Origin of the sequence: Clostridioides sp. ES-S-0005-03 (genome assembly GCF_020658455.1) — a bacterium.
Classification (GTDB): domain Bacteria; phylum Bacillota; class Clostridia; order Peptostreptococcales; family Peptostreptococcaceae; genus Clostridioides.
The window spans coordinates 107,960-126,237 of the sequence record NZ_JACVWI010000008.1 but is presented as its reverse complement, the minus strand read 5'-3'; the positions used below and the strand labels follow the sequence as shown (position 1 = coordinate 126,237).

Here is an 18,278-nt window from a genome sequence, read left to right as displayed (position 1 = left end):
ACTATCGAATAGGAATCTCCACCTTCAAACGCTACCAAGGGGAGTTAAGGTGGAGTAGTTCAAATAAACAATAGTATGTAAAAAAGTTATAAAAAACAGAGTAGCTTTATATTATATAAAATAAAAAAATTAGGAGGAAGTGAAAATAATGAATATAAAAAAGATAACTTTACCTGTTTTGGCTCTATTAGGGTTACTAACAGTATTTAATATAAATTCCCTAAAATCTTCCGCTTGGGGTGGAGATGATTCAGGGGGAGGAGATACTGTAATAAAAAACAGTAGAATTACTTGGGATATGTCTACGCAAGATGCAAATGGAAGACCACAACAAGGAGAATTCCATAAAAACCAGATAATGTCCAAAAACCCGCTTTTTGGAGATGTGGATGGGGCATATGTAGGTGGAGGTGGAAGGACCTACGTAAAAGATGGTGGTAAAGTCAGAAGTGCAATTAAGAGTGGATATGGATTTGACTTATTGTATTACGAGCAATATGCGGATAAAGATGGGAAAGTTTATAAATCTCCAGACGCAGACGGCACAAAAGAAAATTTTTACACGAAAATGGATTCTACTCTTACATCTGGCTACAGAAACAGATACTGGAACTTAAATTGGAATGGAAGCCAGACAAATTTTTCTAAGGTAAATGTAGAACCTAACTACCAAGGTCGCAAAAAGTATCAAATGTCGACAAATGACAACGTTACAAACAACTACGATGCCAGATTTGATAAAGATGGAGAATGGCGATATTTAGGATATAACTTGCGTGGAGAGGTTATAACAAACCCATATTTTTCTTGTGATGGTTCTGGGACAGAAACACATATGTCAGATTTTGGAATATTATGGCAGGGTGAAGGATGCAAAAAATTTGGCGGTTGGTTAGAGTACAATAATAGCGTGGCATACAAAGAAAAGAAAAAAGATGCCATAGAGAGACTGCTTAAAAAGGACCCACAATTTAAAAATGGTACTTTAATACAAGTAGCAAACAACAATAAACAAAGCAAAAAAGTAAGTGGAGGTAATATAAGTGCAGATGTGTGGATGGACAGCCTTAGTCTTTTAACGGATCCAAGGAAAGAAACTCCAATTTTTAGAGTGTATAGGGTAAAAACAAAAAACTGGAATGATAAAACTTTTAAAGGAAAAAGTAGTTTAAATGCCTACACTATAGTTGCACCAATAAATGTAAAACAGTCACAGGATGTGACTATTAGTGATATTAAGCTAATAGATAAAAGTGGGGCAGTCTTAAAACAATTTAAAAGAGATGATAGTGGTAATACAAGTACTGTAGGAAAAGGGACAGTAACACCAGGAGAAAAATACAAGGTAGAATATACTATAAAAAATAATGGAGATGTTGCTACAAAAACAATGCCTAATACTATAGATGTTGGTACGGCAACGGATAATAATGCTACAAAAAATGATTATACACAAAAATATCCAAGCAATAGTACTAAAGGTACTTTAAAAGGAGGGGGATTTATAGAAGCAGGTAAAACAGTTACATTAACAAAAGAAGTAACAGTACCTGCAGATACAAAAACCGCTTTTAGAGTTACTGGATACATAGGGGATGTATATAATAAAACAGACAATTTGGACCAAACGAATGACTGGGGGCATGTAGTTGCAGGTGTAGAAGGTAAGGAAGAAGAACAACCTGGGGATTTAAAAGTAAACAATATAAAAATGATAGATAAAAATGGAAAAGAAGCCCTTTACATGAAGCCAGGAGAAGAATATAAGATAAGATATATAGTAGATTACCATGGTCCTTCTAAAGAGTTCTGGCAAACAAAAACAGACAGTGAAGGGCATACGACAAGATACAGAGTTAAAAAAGCATTTAAATTTAACTGGACTGCAAAAAGATACCTACCACAAGGTGGAAGTGAACTATATAAAAATAGTAAAACTTTAAATCTTTATGGAGTAGATAAAGGAGAGAGCTGGAATTTTGAAACACCATATTTTGTGTGGGAAGTACCACGTGCAGAAGCTACAATTGCTGTAAATGCTCCAGTTTCTGTAGATTTAAATAAAGGTAATAATACAGCACAGAAAAAATGGTTCTACAATTATGATGTAAAAGTAAGCAACGTAAAAGTGTACAACGACAAAGAAAGACCTATCCAAGACAGTTTTATTACACTTGGAGTGAAATATGATGTTGATGTAATAGCACCGAGCCAAACACCAATTTTCGAAACAGATATTAAAACACATATAACACTTCCAAATGGACAAATTTTACAGTTTACGGACCATGTAAAAAAAGGAAGTAACAAAGACATAGCAAGGGAAATAAAAGTACCTATTACTGCAATAACAAGTGGTAGCAAGAAATTAAATGTAAATGTATATGCAAATGCAGACAAACATTTTTGGGAAAATGACCTTAATACACAAGCAAACAATAAAGGAAGTAATTACTCTACACAATTGCCTCCAATAAATCCAGTTGCAAGTGGTGGTTGTAGCATTTTTAATACAGAAAATAATTGGAATGTAGCACATAAAACATTAAATTATAATGGAAAATATATAAAATACAAAAAATTTGATGCAAGTAGAGAATACGATTTTTACAGATATACAAATGGAACAAGCCAGACAAAAAACGAAAGTTACTATGAGGAATATAATATAAAATCTGTTAAATTTAAGAGTAAGTATACAACAGATAAAGGTTATGGTTGGGTAGATTTAACTAAAGTAGCAGATAGAAAAAAAGCAAAAATTAAAGCTGGATATGGGTACGAGCTGGACGTAGTAGTGGAATATAATACGAATGCCTTAACGAGACAGCCAAAAGCTTGGGATACAAGAAATACAAGTACAAGTAAAGGATTAAGTGTAACAAACCAGAATATGGCTCCAAACATTTATAAAGATATATATGTAAAAACAGCAGATGGGAAGACCTTATCTGCAACAGGAATTTTTGGAAGCCAAAAAGTTTTTGATGTAACAGTTGTAAGTACAAATGCAGATAAGACAGTTTTAAGATATACAATGCAGAAAAAATCTAAAAATGGAGTGGAAGAACCTATTAAAATTTACACTGGGACTAATACAAAAGACGGATTTTATAGCTTAGATGTTTGGACTCCAGAGCTTACAGGGGTTGGAACTGCTAAGAGCAAAGAGAAGCTGTGCGATGAAAAGAATCTTGAATTTGAGATTAGAGGCAGTATGTGGGACGACACTAATGACCATATAGTACAATAAGAAAGATAAAAAAAGAAGCTTCTATAGAGATTATAGAAGCTTCTTTTTTTACACATAGTGTTAAGGTTTAATCTGGATATGGGTACGAGCTGGACATAACAGTAGAATAGTTTAAATACACATAGTGTTAAGGTTTAATGCAGACAGTTATGCAGGTTACGTTTGTATAATTGAATTTAAATACATACAATGTTAAGGTTTAATTTATTGCACAATGTGATCGTTGGTGTCATCCCACATGTTTAAATACATAAAGTGTTAAAGTTCAATTTAAACCTACAATCTTTCACACCTTCAAAAATACTTATTTAAATACACATAGTGTTAAGGTTTAATATTTAAATAGTACAGAAAGCGGAGGAAATAATAACAATTTAAATACACATAGTGTTAAGGTTTAATATCAATAGATGCAAATTCTTCTTTCGATTATCTTGATTTAAATACACATAGTGTTAAGGTTTAATAGAAGTTCACCCCCACAATTTAGGAAACCGTTTTACATTTAAATACACATAGTGTTAAGGTTTAATCACTGTAAACAAGCCATTTCTAAAATTAAGAAATGCTTACAATTCAGTAGTTTCAATTCCTATAAGCTTTTTATCCCAACTAATAGTTAAAAATAAGAATGTAGATATTTCAAATGCTATATTAATTAGCTTGGGATAATTTAATTATATCACTATATAAATTGACTTACAATATTTTATATAAACAATTTTTGGTGGTTGCTATTGATAAAAATATTTATAAAAATAAACAATATGGGGTTTGAAGTTAAAGAAGCTTCCATAATTGCTATAGAGGCTTCTTTTATATTAAACACAAAGTGTTAAGGTTTAATTTTTAATATTCCAATTATACAGTATTTAAATACACAAAGTGTTAAGGTTTAATGATGAATACTAAGCTAAATGAAGTATATAGTGTTTAAATACACATAGTGTTAAGGTTCAATCAACTCGTTTATGCATTTATAACAGGTCTGCAAGGGTTTAAATACACATAGTGTTAAGGTCTAATTTTAGTAAGAAAATCTGTTTCTTTTAAAAATATAGCGTTATTTAAATACACATAGTGTTAAGGTTTAATCTGATTTCTATTGCTAATGTACTTTATGTAACGATGTTTAAATACACATAATATTAAGGTTTAATCACTTCGTAAAATTGTATTTTTTAATGTTATGTAGTTTAAATACACAAAGTGTTCAGGTTTAATACATAATAAAAATGTAGATGCGAAGCGATTAGCTTCTTTTAAATACACATAGTGTTAAGGTTGAATTACTTAGTTTTAGTTACAGAATAGTTTTAATATGCTGTTTAAATACATATAATGTTAAGGTTTAATTGTATCTCATTGCAAGTGGATTACTCTTACTTATGCGTTCAAATACACAAGGTGTTAAGGTTTAATTTCTCTAATGCTTGTACTTGTCTATCGTTTAAATACAAATAGTGTTAAAGTTCAATAGCTATAAAGAATCTATTTGTAAAATCAATAAATACTTAAAATTACTACATTTCAACTAAGCTAAGTCCTTTATCCCAATTAACAGATAAAAATAATAATGTAGATATTTCAACATATATACCAATCAAATCGGGATAAATTAATTATATCACTATATAAATCAACTTACAATATTTTATATAAACAATAAAAATGTTATACTTATTATAAAAATAATTTAAAAATAATATATTAAACATGAATAAAAGTATTATAAAATATAATTTTAAAAGGGGAAAAATTAAATGAAAAAAGTGAACTTAGATAGGATAAAAAATTATCCATGGGATTTAGAATTTGCAGAAAAGCAAACGTATGAGATGTGTATTGAGGCTATAGAAGAAGATGGACTGTTACTTAAAGATGTAAGGTGGGATGAACTTAATTTAACCAAAGAACAGATATATAACCTATATCTTAAAGCAGTAAATGAAGATGGTAATGCACTTGAGTATATAGAAGAACAAACAGAAGAGATATGTTTAATTGCAGTCAAGCAAAATGGTTTAGCTTTAGAGTATGTAAAAGAACAAACAGAAGAGATATGCATAGAAGCTGTAAGAGAGTACTACTTATCTTTAGAATTTGTAATAGAACAGACTCCAAAAATATGTATGGAAGCAGTAGGACATGATGGATTGGCAATACAATTTGTAGAAAACCAAACAGAAGAGATATGTAGAGAAGCTCTAAAACAAGATAAAGATGCAATTAAGTATGTAATAGATAAGGAAAAATATTTAGAAGAATTTAATATTAAATATTTAAAAGAGCAGGGAAATGCAAGTGAAGTAATAGCAATAGAAAAAGATGGAGAATGGTTATTTACTGTAGGATGCCAAGATAATATTACTAAAGAGACTTTTATTGATAGAATTTATAATACAGATGGAGGATTTGACCCAGAGAAAAGAATAAATACTCATAGGAAAAGATATCTTAAATTTTTAAAAAGTTTTAATAATTCAAAAAGAGCTATCTGTTAATTTAGATAGCTTTTTTTAACCACTTTTATTGGCGTTATTTAAATACACATAGTGTTAAGGTTTAATTAATATAAGTAACAATAAAATAAATACAAATCGTTAGTTTGAATACACAAAGTGTTAAGGTTTAATTAACTGTAGCTATTTTATTTAGAAAGGCTTCTTCTATTTAAATACACGTAGTGTTAAGGTTTAATAACTCAAAACTTATATATTGTAGGAGGTGGAGCATGGTTTAAATACACATAGTGTTAAGGTTTAATCAAAAGTAACTGGCATATATTGTTTTGTACAAGCATTAATAAAATCTTGAAATTCTTCCTCTATGTCAATACAAACAACTTCAGTAAATCTTAATTCATTTACATAAAACTTTGTATAATCTTTAATGTTAAAATTTCCTTTTAAAACAGATTCTTGTACTTCTTCTTTTATAGTTTCCAACTGCATCAATTAGATTGGGATAAACTAATTATATCACTATATAAATCAAGTTTCAATATTTTATATAGTCAATATAAAATGTACAATAATTATAAAGGAAAATAAATAATACTATAATAAATCGAAATATAGTATTATAAAAATAAGATTGAAAAAGGAGAGTTAAATGGGAAAAATAGATGTAGATTGGGTAAAGGAACATCCATGGTCTTTGATAAATGCAGAAAAACAGACATATGAGATGTGCATTAATGCTGTAAGAGAAAATGGATTAGTCTTAGAGTATGTAAAAAATAAAACACCAGAAATATGTTTAATAGCAGTGAGACAAAATGGATTAGCTTTGAAATATGTGAAAAACCAAACCGAAGAAATATGTATGGAAGCAGTTAAAGAATGTGGAGTAGCATTAGAATATGTAGAAGAGCAAACAGAAGCAATATGTATAGAAGCTGTAAGACAAGCTGGTAAAGCTTTATGGTATGTTAAAGTACAAACAGAAGATATTTGTTTAGAAGCAATGAGAGAGAATGGATGGGCACTTCAATATGTAAAAGAGCAAACAGAAGAAATATGTTTAGAGGCTGTAAGAGAAAGAGGATTAGCCTTAAAACATGTTAAAGTACAAACAGAAGAGATATGTATAGAGGCAGTTAAAAAGAATGGGAAAGCACTTAAGTTTGTAAAAAAACAAACACCAGAAATATGCATGGAAGCAGTTAGAGAAGATGGATGGGCGTTAGAATATGTAAAAGAACAGACTAAAGAGATATGTTTATATGCATTAAAACAGGATAAACATTTAATTAAATATATAAGAAATAAAGAAGAATATGAAAATATGATTAAATATTTAAAGGAACAAGAAGGTGCTCAGGAAGTAATAGCTATAAAGAAAGGTAGAAGATGGCTATTTACAGTAGGTTGTCAAAGAGATATTACTAAAGAAAAGTTTATCCATAGAGTTTATAATACTAATGGAGGGTTTGATCCAGAAAAAGGGATAAATGTTCATAGACAAATATATCTTAATTTCCTAAAAGAGTTTGAATAGTAAAGAAGCTATCTGTTAATTTAGATAGCTTCTTTAGAACCACTTTTATTGGTGTTGTTTAAATACACGTAGTGTTAAGGGCATAAGTCATTCTATCCCAACTAATAGTTAAAAACAATAATGTAGGTATTCCAAAAGATGTATCAATTAACTTAGGATAAATTTGATTATATCACTATGTAAATCAACTTACAATATTTTATATAATCAACAAAAATGATATACTTATTATAAATATAATTGAAAAATAATATAATATATTAAAAAATAGTATTGTAAAAATATAATCGAAAAGAGGAAAAATTAAATGAAATGTATAGATATAGATTGGATAAGAAGGAATCCATGGGATTTGAAAAATGCAAAAACACAAACTTATGAGATGTGCATAGAGGCAGTAAAATATGATGGTAGATTACTTAAAGATATAAGATTTAATGAACTTAATTTAACTAAAGAACAGATATATAATTTATATCTTACAGCAGTAAAAGAAAATGGAATGGCTTTAAAGTACGTGAAATTCCAAGCACCAGAGATATGTCTTGAAGCTGTAAAAGAGAATGTATATGCACTTAAATATGTAAAAAATCAGACAGAGGAAATGTGCCTAATAGCAGTAAGAAATAGAGGATATGCTTTGGAGTTTGTAAAAAATCAAACAGAATATATTTGTTTAGAGGCAGTAAGACAAGATGGTGAAGCTTTAGAATATGTAAAGAATCAAACTGAAGAGATTTGCCTTGAAGCAGTAAAAGCAAATTGTTTATCTCTTATATTTGTAAAAGAGAAGACCGAAGAGGTTTGTATAGAGGCTGTAAGAAAATATGGACCATCTATTAGGTATGTAAAGAAGCAGACAGAAGAAATATGTAGAGAAGCTCTAAAACAAAATAAATATGCGATTAAATATGTAAAAGAGAAAGATAAATATTTAGAAGAATTTGATATTAAATATTTAGAGGAACAAGGTAAAGTAAGAGAAGTAATAGCAATAAAAGAAAATGGAGAGTGGCTATTTACAGTAGGTTGCCAAATAGATATAGACCTTGAAGAGTTTATATATAGAATTTATAATACAGATGGAGGGTTTGATCCAGAAAAAGGGATAAATGTTCATAGACAAATATATCTTGATTTCTTGGAACAATTTAAATAAGCCATTTCTAAAATTAATTATAATCTAATATGTAGTTGGCATACTTACAAATTTATGTTAATATCTAAAAAAAGAGTGATAGACATGAGTTATGTTGAGAAATTACTGATTAATTGTAAATACTCACAAACAAATCTATTTTAATTTCTTAAAGGTATTTAAATGATATAAAAGAGTTATCTAATATCCCAGATAACTCTTTTTGTTACACATAGCTTTAAGGTTCAATAGAGAGTTGAAAAAGTATCTTAATATAAATTATTGTGTTCAAATACACATAGTGCTAAGGTTTAATTTATATTATCTTCTTGAATACAGAATATTAACATAGATTGCGAATATACTATAACCCTAAGGAAATAAAAAGGGTTAATTCTATCTAAAATTAATAAAATTTTCAATATATTTATAAACATTTTTTATAGATGTGTCATCTTAACCACTCCAGTTCATTTATTTCTAAATCTAATTTATTTAATAATAATTCTCCAGCATTATCTCTACTTAACATAATCATTTTTTATTAAATTTAAAGGTATTCCTTCATCATTATAACTTTCTTCTTTTAATGTGATTATATCTACAACAAAGGTTTCATCATTGTCTATAAACTTAACTTCAACAAGATTAAATAATTCAAATACATCAATAATAATAACTATTTTTTCTCCTAAATAAATAGGTAAATTAGTTTCTACCAGATATTTAAGTTTAGAAAGATTCATATATATCTCCTTTTACAAGTTTTATTATTCTACTATATTAAATATATCATTAAATAAATTTAATAGCAATATTTTATATAGTCAACAAAAATGGTATAATTATTGTAATTTAAAATAGCGTATTAATGTTATTTATATGAAATAAAATTAAAAAGGGAGAGGTGAATGGAAAAAATAGATATGAATCAAGTAAAAGAAAATCAATGGCTCTTACTATTGGGGAAAAAACAAAATCATAGCAGGCGTTTTAAGTCTGTAGAGGAACTTTGTCTAATAGCAGTAAAAGAAAATGGAATGATACTTACACATATAAAAAATCAAACAGAAGAGATATGCCTTGAAAGCAGTAACACAAAATGGTTTAGCTCTTAAATATGTAGAAGAACAAACAGAAGAGATATGCCTTAAAGCCCTAAAACAAAATAAACATGCAATTAGATATATAAAAGATAAGGATAAATATCTAAAGGAGTTTGATATTAAATATTTAGAGGGGCAAGGTAAAATAAGAGAAGTAATAGCAATAAAAGAAAATGATAAGTGGATATTTACAATAGGGTGTCAGATAAACATTACAAAGAAACTTTTATTTACAGGATTTATAATGAAGGTGGAGGATTTGACTCAGAGAAAGGGATAAATGTTCATAGGCAGTCTTATCTTGATTTTTTAAATGGCTTATAAAATTATACATTATTTAAATTTAATATATTAAAAATAATAGAAAAAAGGGAGAGTGTAATATAAGATTATGTATTGTAATATACCTATTCAAATTTTAACTACTATAGCACTATTAGGGCTATCAAATTATATGATTAATAGTATTATAGATGATAATTTAAATGAAATCGAGGAAAATGAGCTAAGATATAAATTAGATTATAGATTAGAAGATAATGTTATTAATGAGATAGAATCTAATAATGTTGTTAATATGGGAAAGTTAGCTAAAGTAAAATTCTCTAAAATTAGTGTTCATTCTTCTTATGATACTTTAGGGGGATTTAAAAGAAATATTAGCTCTTTTAATTCTGGAGCACCAAAAAATAAATTTAGTTATATACTTTTTTTAGATGAAAATGAGAAAGTGGTTAAAACTATGATATTAAATGAAAAATATGATATTTCACTAAATAGAAGTCATAAAGAATACCTAAGTAAAAATGCTACTTTTAAATTTAACAAAGTGGATAAAGAGGGCAAAGTAACTTATAGGTTAAAGAAATAAATATCAATAGAAAAATTTATCTTAATCTTTTCAGGTCAGTTTTAAATATAAATAAAATATTATAAAAAATAATTTTGGAGATGAGAATATAAATGAATATAGTAGATTTAGATAGGATAAAAAAATATCCATGGGATTTGAAATTTGCACAAACACAAACATATGAGATGTGTATAGAAGCCATAAAAATAGATGGATTGTTACTCAAAGAGGTAAGATTCGATGAACTTAATTTAACTAAAGAACAAATTTATAATTTATATCTAATAGCAGTAAGACGAAGTGGATGTGCTCTTGAATATATAAAGTGGAGCGAATTAGAAGGCGAATTCTTAAAAGAACGTACTCAAGAGATTTGCTTTGAAGCTGTAAAAGAGAATGGGTTAGCTCTTGAGTATGTGACAGAGCAGACAGAAGAAATATGCTTAGAAGCAGTAAGACAAAATGGATTAGCTTTAGAATATGTAAAAGAACAGACTCCTGGAATATGTCTTGAGGCTATTAAAGAAGATATAATGGCACTTCAATATGTAAAAAATCAGACAGATGCAATTCTTAGGGAAGTGTTAAAACAAAATAAACATAAAAATGATTATCTTGTAGAGTTAGATAGACTTGCTCTTCAATATATAAAAGAGCAAATCGAATCAAGGAAAAAATAGACTCCAGAAAGGTGTAAAGAAGCTTTAAAGCAAGATAGACATTTAATTAAGTATATAAAAGACAAGGATAGATATTTAGAAGAATTCAATATTAAATATCTAAAAGAGCAGAGAGAAGCTAAAGAAGTAATAGCAATAGAAGAGGATGGAGAATGGTTATTTTCTATAGGTTGCCAAACAGATATTGATAAAGAAACTTTTATTTATAGAATCTATAATGAAGGTGGAGGGTTTGACGCAGAGAAAGGTATTAATCTCCATAGACAAATATATCTTATTTTTTTAAAAGATTTTTATTAAATAGAAATTATTTTAATAAATTTATATTTATTTAAATAAATATAAATTTATTAAAATAATTTTAAATAATTATAAATATTTCAATATAATTTATTTTTATAAATTATAAATAATAATAATGAAAAAAGCTATCGAAATTGATAGCTTTTTTATATAGATTTAATTTTAGTTATAATATAATGCCAACCATTTTATAATGTTATATTAAATAATAAATAGGAGACAAAAAAATGAATAAAGACAAAAGAATTTTAAATAATATAAAAACACATCTATCGAATTTCAAACTGGATAGAAATCAAAGGTATGAAGATTACTTAGAAATAGTAAAACAAGATGGTATGAAAATTAAACATTTAAGTATGCTATTATCAAAAGATCAAGTTAATAAAATTTACATAGAAGCAGTAAAACAAAATGGGATGGCTTTGGAGTACATAAAAAATCAAACAGAAGAGATTTGCATAGAAGCAGTAAGACAAGATGGTGAAGCTTTAGAATATGTAAAGAATCAAACAGAAGAAATTTGTATAAACGCAATAAGAATGAATGGGTTTTTAAATATATAAAAGAAAAAACAGAAAAAATTTGTATAGAACTAATAATAAAAGATCCATATAAATTAATGTATATAGAAAATCAAACTGAAGGCATATGTTTATGGGCAATCTTGATTAGACCAGATACCTTTAAATATGTTAGGACTCAAACAGAAAGATTATGTCTAATAGCATTAATGCGAGATATTAGCTTATTAGAATATGTAAAAAAACAAACAGATGAGATATGTAGATATGCATTAAAGAAGAATAAACGTTCAATTATATACATAAAAGATAAGGAAAAGTACTTAGAAGAATTTGATATTAAATATTTTAAAAAACAAGGTAAAGCAAGAGAAGTAATAGCAATAAAAGAAAATGAAGAATGGTTATTTACAGTAGGTTGCCAATATAAAATTACTAAAGAGACTTTTATTGATAGAATCTATAATGAAGGTGGAGGGTTTGATTTAGAGAAAGGGATAAATGTTCATAGACAGACTTATCTCAACTCTTTAATAAATAAAAAAGCTATCTAAACTAATTGATAGCTTTTTTAAATGAATTAACTATAAATTGTCATAAATAATTTTTAACTTTTTCTATTTAGATGCTGTTTATTTTTGTCCCCATCATTAAGTACAAAAATATCTTTTTCTTCATAATTACAATGAGGGCATTTAATATGGTCCTCAAATATAAGCAATTCAATTATTTTTTCTCCACAATGTGGACATATCATGTTTAACACTCCTTTATACATATTGTATTAGTTATTATACTGTTTATAATAATTATTTTGTTTATTATTTTATTTCATCATATTGAACTACTCCACCTTAACTACCTTTGGTAATATTTGAAGGTGGAGATTCCTATTCGATAGTACTTTTGCACTAAGCATTCGTAGGCTCTAAGGGCTGTTCCATCCCCACTAATCTTAATCCTTCTTTTAGTATATTTATGCTGGCATTTATATCCCTGTCATGTTGTGTATTACAGTCTGGGCAAATCCATTTTCTAAGTGCTAAGTTTTTTACATCCTTATTTCTAAGACCACATATACTACATACGTTGAGGATGGAGTATTTCATCATAATAAATTAAATTAGGACTATCACATTCCTCAGACCTTATATATCCAAGAAAAGAATGCCCAGTATCATCAATGTATGGCTTTATCCAATTTAGGAATTTTGTAATTTCATTATCATAATTTTTCAAATTACTTCTTACTGTTAAAAAATAACTTTCAGTTATATTGTTAAATTTAAATATAGAATTAGTAATCCCATTAAAATAATAACTATCACTAAGAAAAAGCATTCTCCATCTGTAACAATTGAAGAAATCATGTTCTGGTAATTCTAAGATGTCATTTTCTATATCAAGCATATATTCTAATATTTTAATTACATTTTGAGGTGTATCTTTTTTTAATTCTATTGCAAAAACAAATTCTGTATAGTATCCCATATGATTTTTCTACTTGATTATGTCTCAAGTAAATACTCCTTATCATTTATTTTCAATCTTTATATATTTTAGAAAAATATTTAGTGATAATTTGATTATATCACTAAATAAATCAACTAACAATATTTTATATAAACAATAAAATATAAAAAGTATATGAACTTCGTATTATATAAAATTAAATTTTTAGTATTAAACTTAGAAAAAATATAAATATTCATAAACAGGTATACTTTGGTCTCTTTTCAACTCTTTAATAAGTAAAAATATATCAATTAGTTTAAATAGCTTTTTATTTATATTTAAAATTTCTATCATTTTTTTGTTTAACTTCAATCGAAAAATATAAATTAGGCACTATAACTTTAAATGAATATTTAAGTATTATAATTAGCATATTTATATATTTTTTAAGTATTAATATTTTAATATAACTATAAAAAATAATAATACATTTTATATAGTCAATAAATATGCTATAATAATTATAAAAAATAGACTATTTATAATTATTATATTGAAAATGTGGTTAAAAAGAGGCTTATGGAGTATAAAAAAAGTAATGAGTTATGAGCTAAACTTTTAGAAAACTTAAGAACAGAACCCTCCTCAATTTATTGATGAGATGAATGTTCTTGTTTTTATACTACTATAATGAATTGATGTTATTTTATTATATTTTAAATATTAATAGAAAGGAGAAAATGATTTTGCTTTTAACGAAAAAGATTATTTATAACCCAACTGAATTAGAACTTAATGTATTGAATTCTTTGGCTTTTTCATCTGCAAGGCTATGGAATATTGCTAACTATGAAAAGAAAAACTATAAAAAATTAGGGTTTTCAGAATTTCCCAATTGGTATGAGCAAAAGAAAAGACTTAAAGATGAGTTTTGGTTTAAAAATTTACCATCTCAAACAGCACAAGACATATTAGATAAATTGCAAAAATCATGGAAAAGTTTCTTTGAATTAAATAATTCAAAAGGGATTAAAAATCCTAATCCACCAAGATTTAAAAATAAAAAAGATTTATTTAATTTTACTTATCTTAATAATGGATTCGAAATAATAGATGATAATACTATTAATTTTACAATTTCTAAACAACAAAAAGATTATCTTAATGATAGATTTGCTTTCAATTCCAAATATTTAACTTTGAAAATAAATAACTTTTCAAAGGTTGAAGGTAAAATAAAAACAATAGAATTTAAACCTCTTAAAAATAAGAAATATCAGATTAATGTTGTTTATGATATGGAAAATATCGAATTAAAAAAAGAGAATGGAAAATACTTATCTATTGATATTGGCATTTCTAATTTATTTACTTGCTACGATAATGAAGGAGTTTCTTTTATAGTAAGTGGTTCTAAATACTTAGAAATAAGTCATTATTTTAACAAGAAAATAAGCCACTTACAAAGTATATCAAACTCACAACAAGTAGCAAGTGGTATAAAATATTCTAAATCAACTAAACAAATAGATAGGTTATATAAGAAAAAGCAACTACAATTAAATCATTATTTCCATAGTGCAACTAAAGAAATAGTTAAATATTGCATTATTAATAATATAAATAAAGTTGTAATAGGAGATATAAAAAACATAAGAGAAAAAGCAGACTTAGGAAAAATAAATAATCAAAAGCTCCATTCATTACCTTATGATAAAATATATAATTTGCTCTCTTATAAGTTAAGGAAAGAAGGTATAGAACTAATTAAAATAAAAGAAAGTTATACTTCTCAAGTAAGCCCTTTCGCACCAAAAGTAAGTAAAAAGTATGCAACAAAGAATAAAAGAAAGAAAAGGGGCTTATATATAGACAATCTAACATTATTTAATGCAGACAGCGTAGGAGCATTTAATATATTAAGATTATATGAACAAAAATCTAAAAAAGGAATAAAGATGCTATTTAAAGGATTAAGCAGTCCAAAGAAGATATATGTAGCTGTGTAACTCTGTAGGAGTAGCAGTATAGGGTATGGACTTCCCATATAGGTAGTATATAAGAGCAATGTATAGCTTATATATGACTATAAAAAGAAGCTCCTTATTGAAATAAGGAGTAGTTCACATGGAGATAATCAGCCAGTTAAAATTATAGCTTTGAGTAAAAAATATGACATTTTGAAAGATAGAAGTCATAAAGAATACTCAAATAAAAATAATGAAGAAATTTATATGCTGGAAGACTAAAAGGAATACGTTTTTTGATTGATTTTAAAAAAAAGAGAGGAACAAACTATGAAGACTAAAAATTTAAAGTGCAGTAAAGATGATGTTATTACTGTTTTAATTTGTATGGTAATAGGTGGATTATTTATTTATTTAGTATATCATATAATAGAACATTTTGACATGAAATATGAGGAAAATGAGAGGATATATAAATTAGATTATAGGTTAGAAGATGAAGTAGTTAAGGAGATAGAAGCTAATAAGGCTGTTGATTTAGAGAAATTAGCTAAAATAAAATTCTCTAAGATTGCTGTTTATCCATCATATAGTAGTATAAAAGATTTTAAATCTACTATTAAAGACTATAATCACACTATTCCAAAGGATTATTTTAATTATATAGTTTTTTTAGATGAAAAAGAAGAGCTTGTTAAAGTTATGGTTTTGGATAAAACATATGATATATTAGGAAATAAAAGTTACAAAGAATATTTAACTAAAAATACTACTTTTAAATTTAATAAGGTAAATAAAAATAATGATACAGTTTATACTCTGTACCAATAAGGAGGAATAATATGAATTTAGATGATAATAATTGTGAAAAACCAAAATCAAATTGTAATTCTGAAGAAGACAATAAAAAAGGAAATATAATTGCATCAGCAGTGTTTTTTATTATTTTTATGGTGTCGACTCTTCCTATGGCTATTCTTTTTGACAATGCAGATGAAAAAAAATTAGCAATTAAAGAGGCCCATACATTAGATTATAAATTAGAACAGACTATTTCAAACAGCATAGAAGCTAATAATAGCGTTAATTTAGCTAATGTAGTAAATATAGATTTTAATAAGGTTTGTATTTACTATTCATTTTCTATATTTGAATCAAAATCATCTTATGTTCCACCTTTCGCAAAATGTGCGGAAGAATTTAATGAAGAAATACCTAAAATTAATTTTAGGTATATTGTTTTTTTAGATGAAGATGGAGATGCTGTTAAGTCTCTTGTTTTAAACAAAAAGTATGATATTTTGGGTAATAGAAGTTATATGGAATATTCAAAGAAAGATACTTTATTTAGGTTTAAAAAGGTAAAAGGAGAAAATGAATACCACTATGAATTGAGTTAACTCACTATGTCTAATATAATAAAAAACTATCTATTAAAATAGATAGTTTTTTTATTATATACATGTATTAAAGAATTAATTAAAATAACCCCCATACTCCTTTGTCAATTCTGTAAAAGATTTTATTCTCTTGAAGTGTTTGTCTAATTTTTTCTTTCCAGTTTTTATTTGAGTTACATTTTTTATGTCCTTCTATTTTAGAGTATATTTCATTTAGACAAGCTTTTTTATTTAAACTTTCTAAAACATTTGCAACTAAATCTTTCCAAGTTATTTTTAGGCTATCCCTTATATCAAAAACATCTGTTTTAGTTATGCTAAAAGGGACTATAAGAGGATTATCTTTTCTTAATATCAAGACATATTCATGAGCTATCTTTATAAAATTATTGTTTGAATATATTTTATTATCACTTGTACAATTATTTTGTTTCTTTATAATAATTTGCTCTATAGTACCAAGTTTAGTCATATCTAATAGCATGGAATAAAGCTTCTTATTCTTTTTAACATCTGCCATTAAAATAGCTATTCTACCCCCTTTATCAAGAGTGTTAAATTGCTTTGTTAAACAAAAATTTAATTTCCTTATAAATTCATAGTAATCTTTTATATGAGATAAATCATTTTTTAGTATTTCATTTCCATACACATTTCCTGAAAATTTTATTATGTTCCAATATGGGGGATGCCAAAAAATAAATTCATTTCTTTCTTTAATGTCATCGTCAATTAAATCAAATCCAGTGTTCAAATCATAGCAATTTGATGATATGTTTAAATAATTTGCTACATCTTTTGTTGTAAAAGAACCAGCCATATAATCACTAATTTTGTCAAATTTATATATTTTGTTTAAGTCTAAGATAATTTTCCCACTTGTGTTCCCCCTGTAATTGTTCTTGCCAAAATCACCTCTATTTTTATAATTCACAATACTGTCCATTTTTAATAGCTCCTTTTTTAATGTTTATCTTTTTAAACTAACCAACCCGAAGACTTAAAAGTTGTACAAATCTCACCTTAAAAAATGAGTAGATATAGTTTTAATAACTATATCTTTCCTATAATTAATTATATCACTATATAAATCATATCTCAATATTTTATATAAGCAATAAAACACATAATATAATTATTAATTTATAAAAATAAACTTTGTTTTTAGTGTATAAATATACTTTATTATGTTTGATGACATTAAATATTTAAATGGATTAAAACAGATAAAAAGTAAATATAAATTTATATTTAGCAATATTGAATATGAAGAAGCTAAAGAAGAAATTAGAGATGTAATTGCTATTAAAGAAAATGGTAAATGGTTATTTACTCTTTGTAATTCCTTTTTCTTAGATGAGATGTGGGAAGATATGAGTAAAGGCGTATTTCTTAACAAAATATACACTGAAGATCGTGGATATAATGCAGTTCACAGAGTAAACTTATATAGACAAGTCTATATTGATTTTTTAGAACAATTTGAATAATATAAAAAGAGCTATCTTTCGATTTAGATAGCTCTTTTTATACTACATTTTATATAAGTAACAATATTTTTATTTCATAATAAAAATATCATGATAATGGTTTTTCA

16 protein-coding genes and 3 pseudogenes are annotated in these 18,278 nt (G+C 26.3%); 13 read left to right on the top strand and 6 right to left on the bottom strand.

The window, feature by feature from the left end; translation table 11 throughout:
• Positions 1-148 precede the first annotated feature (148 nt).
• Positions 149-3,253 carry a hypothetical protein gene (locus IC218_RS19140; protein ID WP_227825266.1) on the top strand — a complete coding sequence of 1,035 codons (3,105 nt, stop codon included), beginning with the start codon at positions 149-151 and terminating at the stop codon, positions 3,251-3,253.
• Between the two features lie 1,763 nt (positions 3,254-5,016).
• On the top strand, positions 5,017-5,757 hold the full coding sequence (locus IC218_RS19135; RefSeq protein WP_227825265.1) for a DUF4116 domain-containing protein: 741 nt from the start codon (positions 5,017-5,019) through the stop codon (positions 5,755-5,757).
• 258 nt (positions 5,758-6,015) lie between these two features.
• Here the strand turns inward: IC218_RS19135 and IC218_RS19130 are convergent, their stop codons facing one another.
• Positions 6,016-6,201, bottom strand: a complete 186-nt coding sequence (locus IC218_RS19130) for a hypothetical protein (RefSeq protein ID WP_227825264.1) — start codon at positions 6,199-6,201, stop codon at positions 6,016-6,018.
• 166 nt (positions 6,202-6,367) lie between these two features.
• Here IC218_RS19130 and IC218_RS19125 point away from each other — a divergent pair, with 166 nt between their 5' ends.
• Positions 6,368-7,255 carry a DUF4116 domain-containing protein gene (locus tag IC218_RS19125; RefSeq protein WP_227825263.1) on the top strand — a complete coding sequence of 296 codons (888 nt, stop codon included), beginning with the start codon at positions 6,368-6,370 and terminating at the stop codon, positions 7,253-7,255.
• A 307-nt stretch (positions 7,256-7,562) separates the two neighbouring features.
• Complete coding sequence (locus IC218_RS19120; RefSeq protein ID WP_227825262.1) at positions 7,563-8,414, top strand: DUF4116 domain-containing protein; 852 nt, start codon at positions 7,563-7,565, stop codon at positions 8,412-8,414.
• Between the two features lie 500 nt (positions 8,415-8,914).
• Here the strand turns inward: IC218_RS19120 and IC218_RS19115 are convergent, their stop codons facing one another.
• Positions 8,915-9,139: a hypothetical protein gene (locus tag IC218_RS19115; RefSeq protein WP_227825261.1), complete on the bottom strand. Its 225-nt coding sequence runs from the start codon at positions 9,137-9,139 to the stop codon at positions 8,915-8,917.
• A gap of 168 nt (positions 9,140-9,307) precedes the next feature.
• Between IC218_RS19115 and IC218_RS19110 the strand changes: the two are divergent.
• From IC218_RS19110 to IC218_RS19090, 5 genes and pseudogenes are all read left to right on the top strand, one after another.
• Positions 9,308-9,823, top strand: a pseudogene (locus tag IC218_RS19110) (DUF4116 domain-containing protein); the annotation flags it as partial.
• Between the two features lie 67 nt (positions 9,824-9,890).
• The gene (locus IC218_RS19105; protein ID WP_227825260.1) at positions 9,891-10,370 is read left to right on the top strand and encodes a hypothetical protein; all 480 of its coding nucleotides are present in this window, start codon (positions 9,891-9,893) and stop codon (positions 10,368-10,370) included.
• 92 nt (positions 10,371-10,462) lie between these two features.
• A pseudogene (locus IC218_RS19100) lies at positions 10,463-11,332 on the top strand (DUF4116 domain-containing protein).
• A gap of 230 nt (positions 11,333-11,562) precedes the next feature.
• Positions 11,563-11,901: a DUF4116 domain-containing protein gene (locus IC218_RS19095; protein ID WP_227825259.1), complete on the top strand. Its 339-nt coding sequence runs from the start codon at positions 11,563-11,565 to the stop codon at positions 11,899-11,901.
• Complete coding sequence (locus IC218_RS19090; RefSeq protein WP_227825258.1) at positions 11,859-12,413, top strand: hypothetical protein; 555 nt, start codon at positions 11,859-11,861, stop codon at positions 12,411-12,413. Before IC218_RS19095 ends, IC218_RS19090 begins: the two co-directional genes overlap by 43 nt.
• Before the next feature lie 53 nt (positions 12,414-12,466).
• Here IC218_RS19090 and IC218_RS19085 read toward each other — a convergent pair whose 3' ends face one another.
• From IC218_RS19085 to IC218_RS19075, 3 genes and pseudogenes are all read right to left on the bottom strand, one after another.
• Positions 12,467-12,616, bottom strand: a complete 150-nt coding sequence (locus tag IC218_RS19085) for a hypothetical protein (RefSeq protein WP_227825257.1) — start codon at positions 12,614-12,616, stop codon at positions 12,467-12,469.
• Between the two features lie 154 nt (positions 12,617-12,770).
• Positions 12,771-12,947 (bottom strand): annotated as a pseudogene (locus tag IC218_RS19080) (zinc ribbon domain-containing protein); the annotation flags it as partial.
• Positions 12,940-13,350: a hypothetical protein gene (locus IC218_RS19075; RefSeq protein ID WP_227825256.1), complete on the bottom strand. Its 411-nt coding sequence runs from the start codon at positions 13,348-13,350 to the stop codon at positions 12,940-12,942. The gene IC218_RS19075 and the pseudogene IC218_RS19080, both read right to left, overlap by 8 nt.
• A gap of 710 nt (positions 13,351-14,060) precedes the next feature.
• Here IC218_RS19075 and IC218_RS19070 point away from each other — a divergent pair.
• The 3 genes from IC218_RS19070 to IC218_RS19060 all read left to right on the top strand — a co-directional run bounded on the left by IC218_RS19070 (position 14,061) and on the right by IC218_RS19060 (position 16,681).
• Positions 14,061-15,323 carry a transposase gene (locus tag IC218_RS19070; protein ID WP_227825255.1) on the top strand — a complete coding sequence of 421 codons (1,263 nt, stop codon included), beginning with the start codon at positions 14,061-14,063 and terminating at the stop codon, positions 15,321-15,323.
• A gap of 288 nt (positions 15,324-15,611) precedes the next feature.
• Entirely contained in the window at positions 15,612-16,112 is a 501-nt protein-coding gene (locus tag IC218_RS19065; protein ID WP_227825254.1) for a hypothetical protein, read from the top strand.
• Between the two features lie 11 nt (positions 16,113-16,123).
• On the top strand, positions 16,124-16,681 hold the full coding sequence (locus IC218_RS19060) for a hypothetical protein (protein WP_227825253.1): 558 nt from the start codon (positions 16,124-16,126) through the stop codon (positions 16,679-16,681).
• Positions 16,682-16,760: 79 nt separating this feature from the next.
• Here IC218_RS19060 and IC218_RS19055 read toward each other — a convergent pair whose 3' ends face one another.
• The gene (locus IC218_RS19055) at positions 16,761-17,627 is read right to left on the bottom strand and encodes a DNA methyltransferase (protein ID WP_227825252.1); all 867 of its coding nucleotides are present in this window, start codon (positions 17,625-17,627) and stop codon (positions 16,761-16,763) included.
• A gap of 241 nt (positions 17,628-17,868) precedes the next feature.
• On the opposite strand from IC218_RS19055, the gene IC218_RS19050 reads away from it, so the two are divergent.
• Positions 17,869-18,171 carry a hypothetical protein gene (locus IC218_RS19050; RefSeq protein WP_227825251.1) on the top strand — a complete coding sequence of 101 codons (303 nt, stop codon included), beginning with the start codon at positions 17,869-17,871 and terminating at the stop codon, positions 18,169-18,171.
• Positions 18,172-18,278 lie beyond the last annotated feature (107 nt).

Excerpts from the sequence above, each read along its gene's own strand:
- IC218_RS19065 (WP_227825254.1), top strand. The coding sequence starts at position 15,612 with ATGAAGACTAAAAATTTAAAGTGCAGTAAAGATGATGTTATTACTGTT.
- IC218_RS19085 (WP_227825257.1), bottom strand. The coding sequence starts at position 12,616 with ATGATATGTCCACATTGTGGAGAAAAAATAATTGAATTGCTTATATTT.
- IC218_RS19075 (WP_227825256.1), bottom strand. The coding sequence starts at position 13,350 with ATGGGATACTATACAGAATTTGTTTTTGCAATAGAATTAAAAAAAGAT.
- IC218_RS19125 (WP_227825263.1), top strand. The coding sequence starts at position 6,368 with ATGGGAAAAATAGATGTAGATTGGGTAAAGGAACATCCATGGTCTTTG.
- IC218_RS19055 (WP_227825252.1), bottom strand. The coding sequence starts at position 17,627 with ATGGACAGTATTGTGAATTATAAAAATAGAGGTGATTTTGGCAAGAAC.
- IC218_RS19060 (WP_227825253.1), top strand. The coding sequence starts at position 16,124 with ATGAATTTAGATGATAATAATTGTGAAAAACCAAAATCAAATTGTAAT.
- IC218_RS19050 (WP_227825251.1), top strand. The coding sequence starts at position 17,869 with ATGTTTGATGACATTAAATATTTAAATGGATTAAAACAGATAAAAAGT.
- IC218_RS19135 (WP_227825265.1), top strand. The coding sequence starts at position 5,017 with ATGAAAAAAGTGAACTTAGATAGGATAAAAAATTATCCATGGGATTTA.
- IC218_RS19105 (WP_227825260.1), top strand. The coding sequence starts at position 9,891 with ATGTATTGTAATATACCTATTCAAATTTTAACTACTATAGCACTATTA.
- IC218_RS19140 (WP_227825266.1), top strand. The coding sequence starts at position 149 with ATGAATATAAAAAAGATAACTTTACCTGTTTTGGCTCTATTAGGGTTA.
- IC218_RS19120 (WP_227825262.1), top strand. The coding sequence starts at position 7,563 with ATGAAATGTATAGATATAGATTGGATAAGAAGGAATCCATGGGATTTG.
- IC218_RS19095 (WP_227825259.1), top strand. The coding sequence starts at position 11,563 with ATGAATAAAGACAAAAGAATTTTAAATAATATAAAAACACATCTATCG.
- IC218_RS19115 (WP_227825261.1), bottom strand. The coding sequence starts at position 9,139 with ATGAATCTTTCTAAACTTAAATATCTGGTAGAAACTAATTTACCTATT.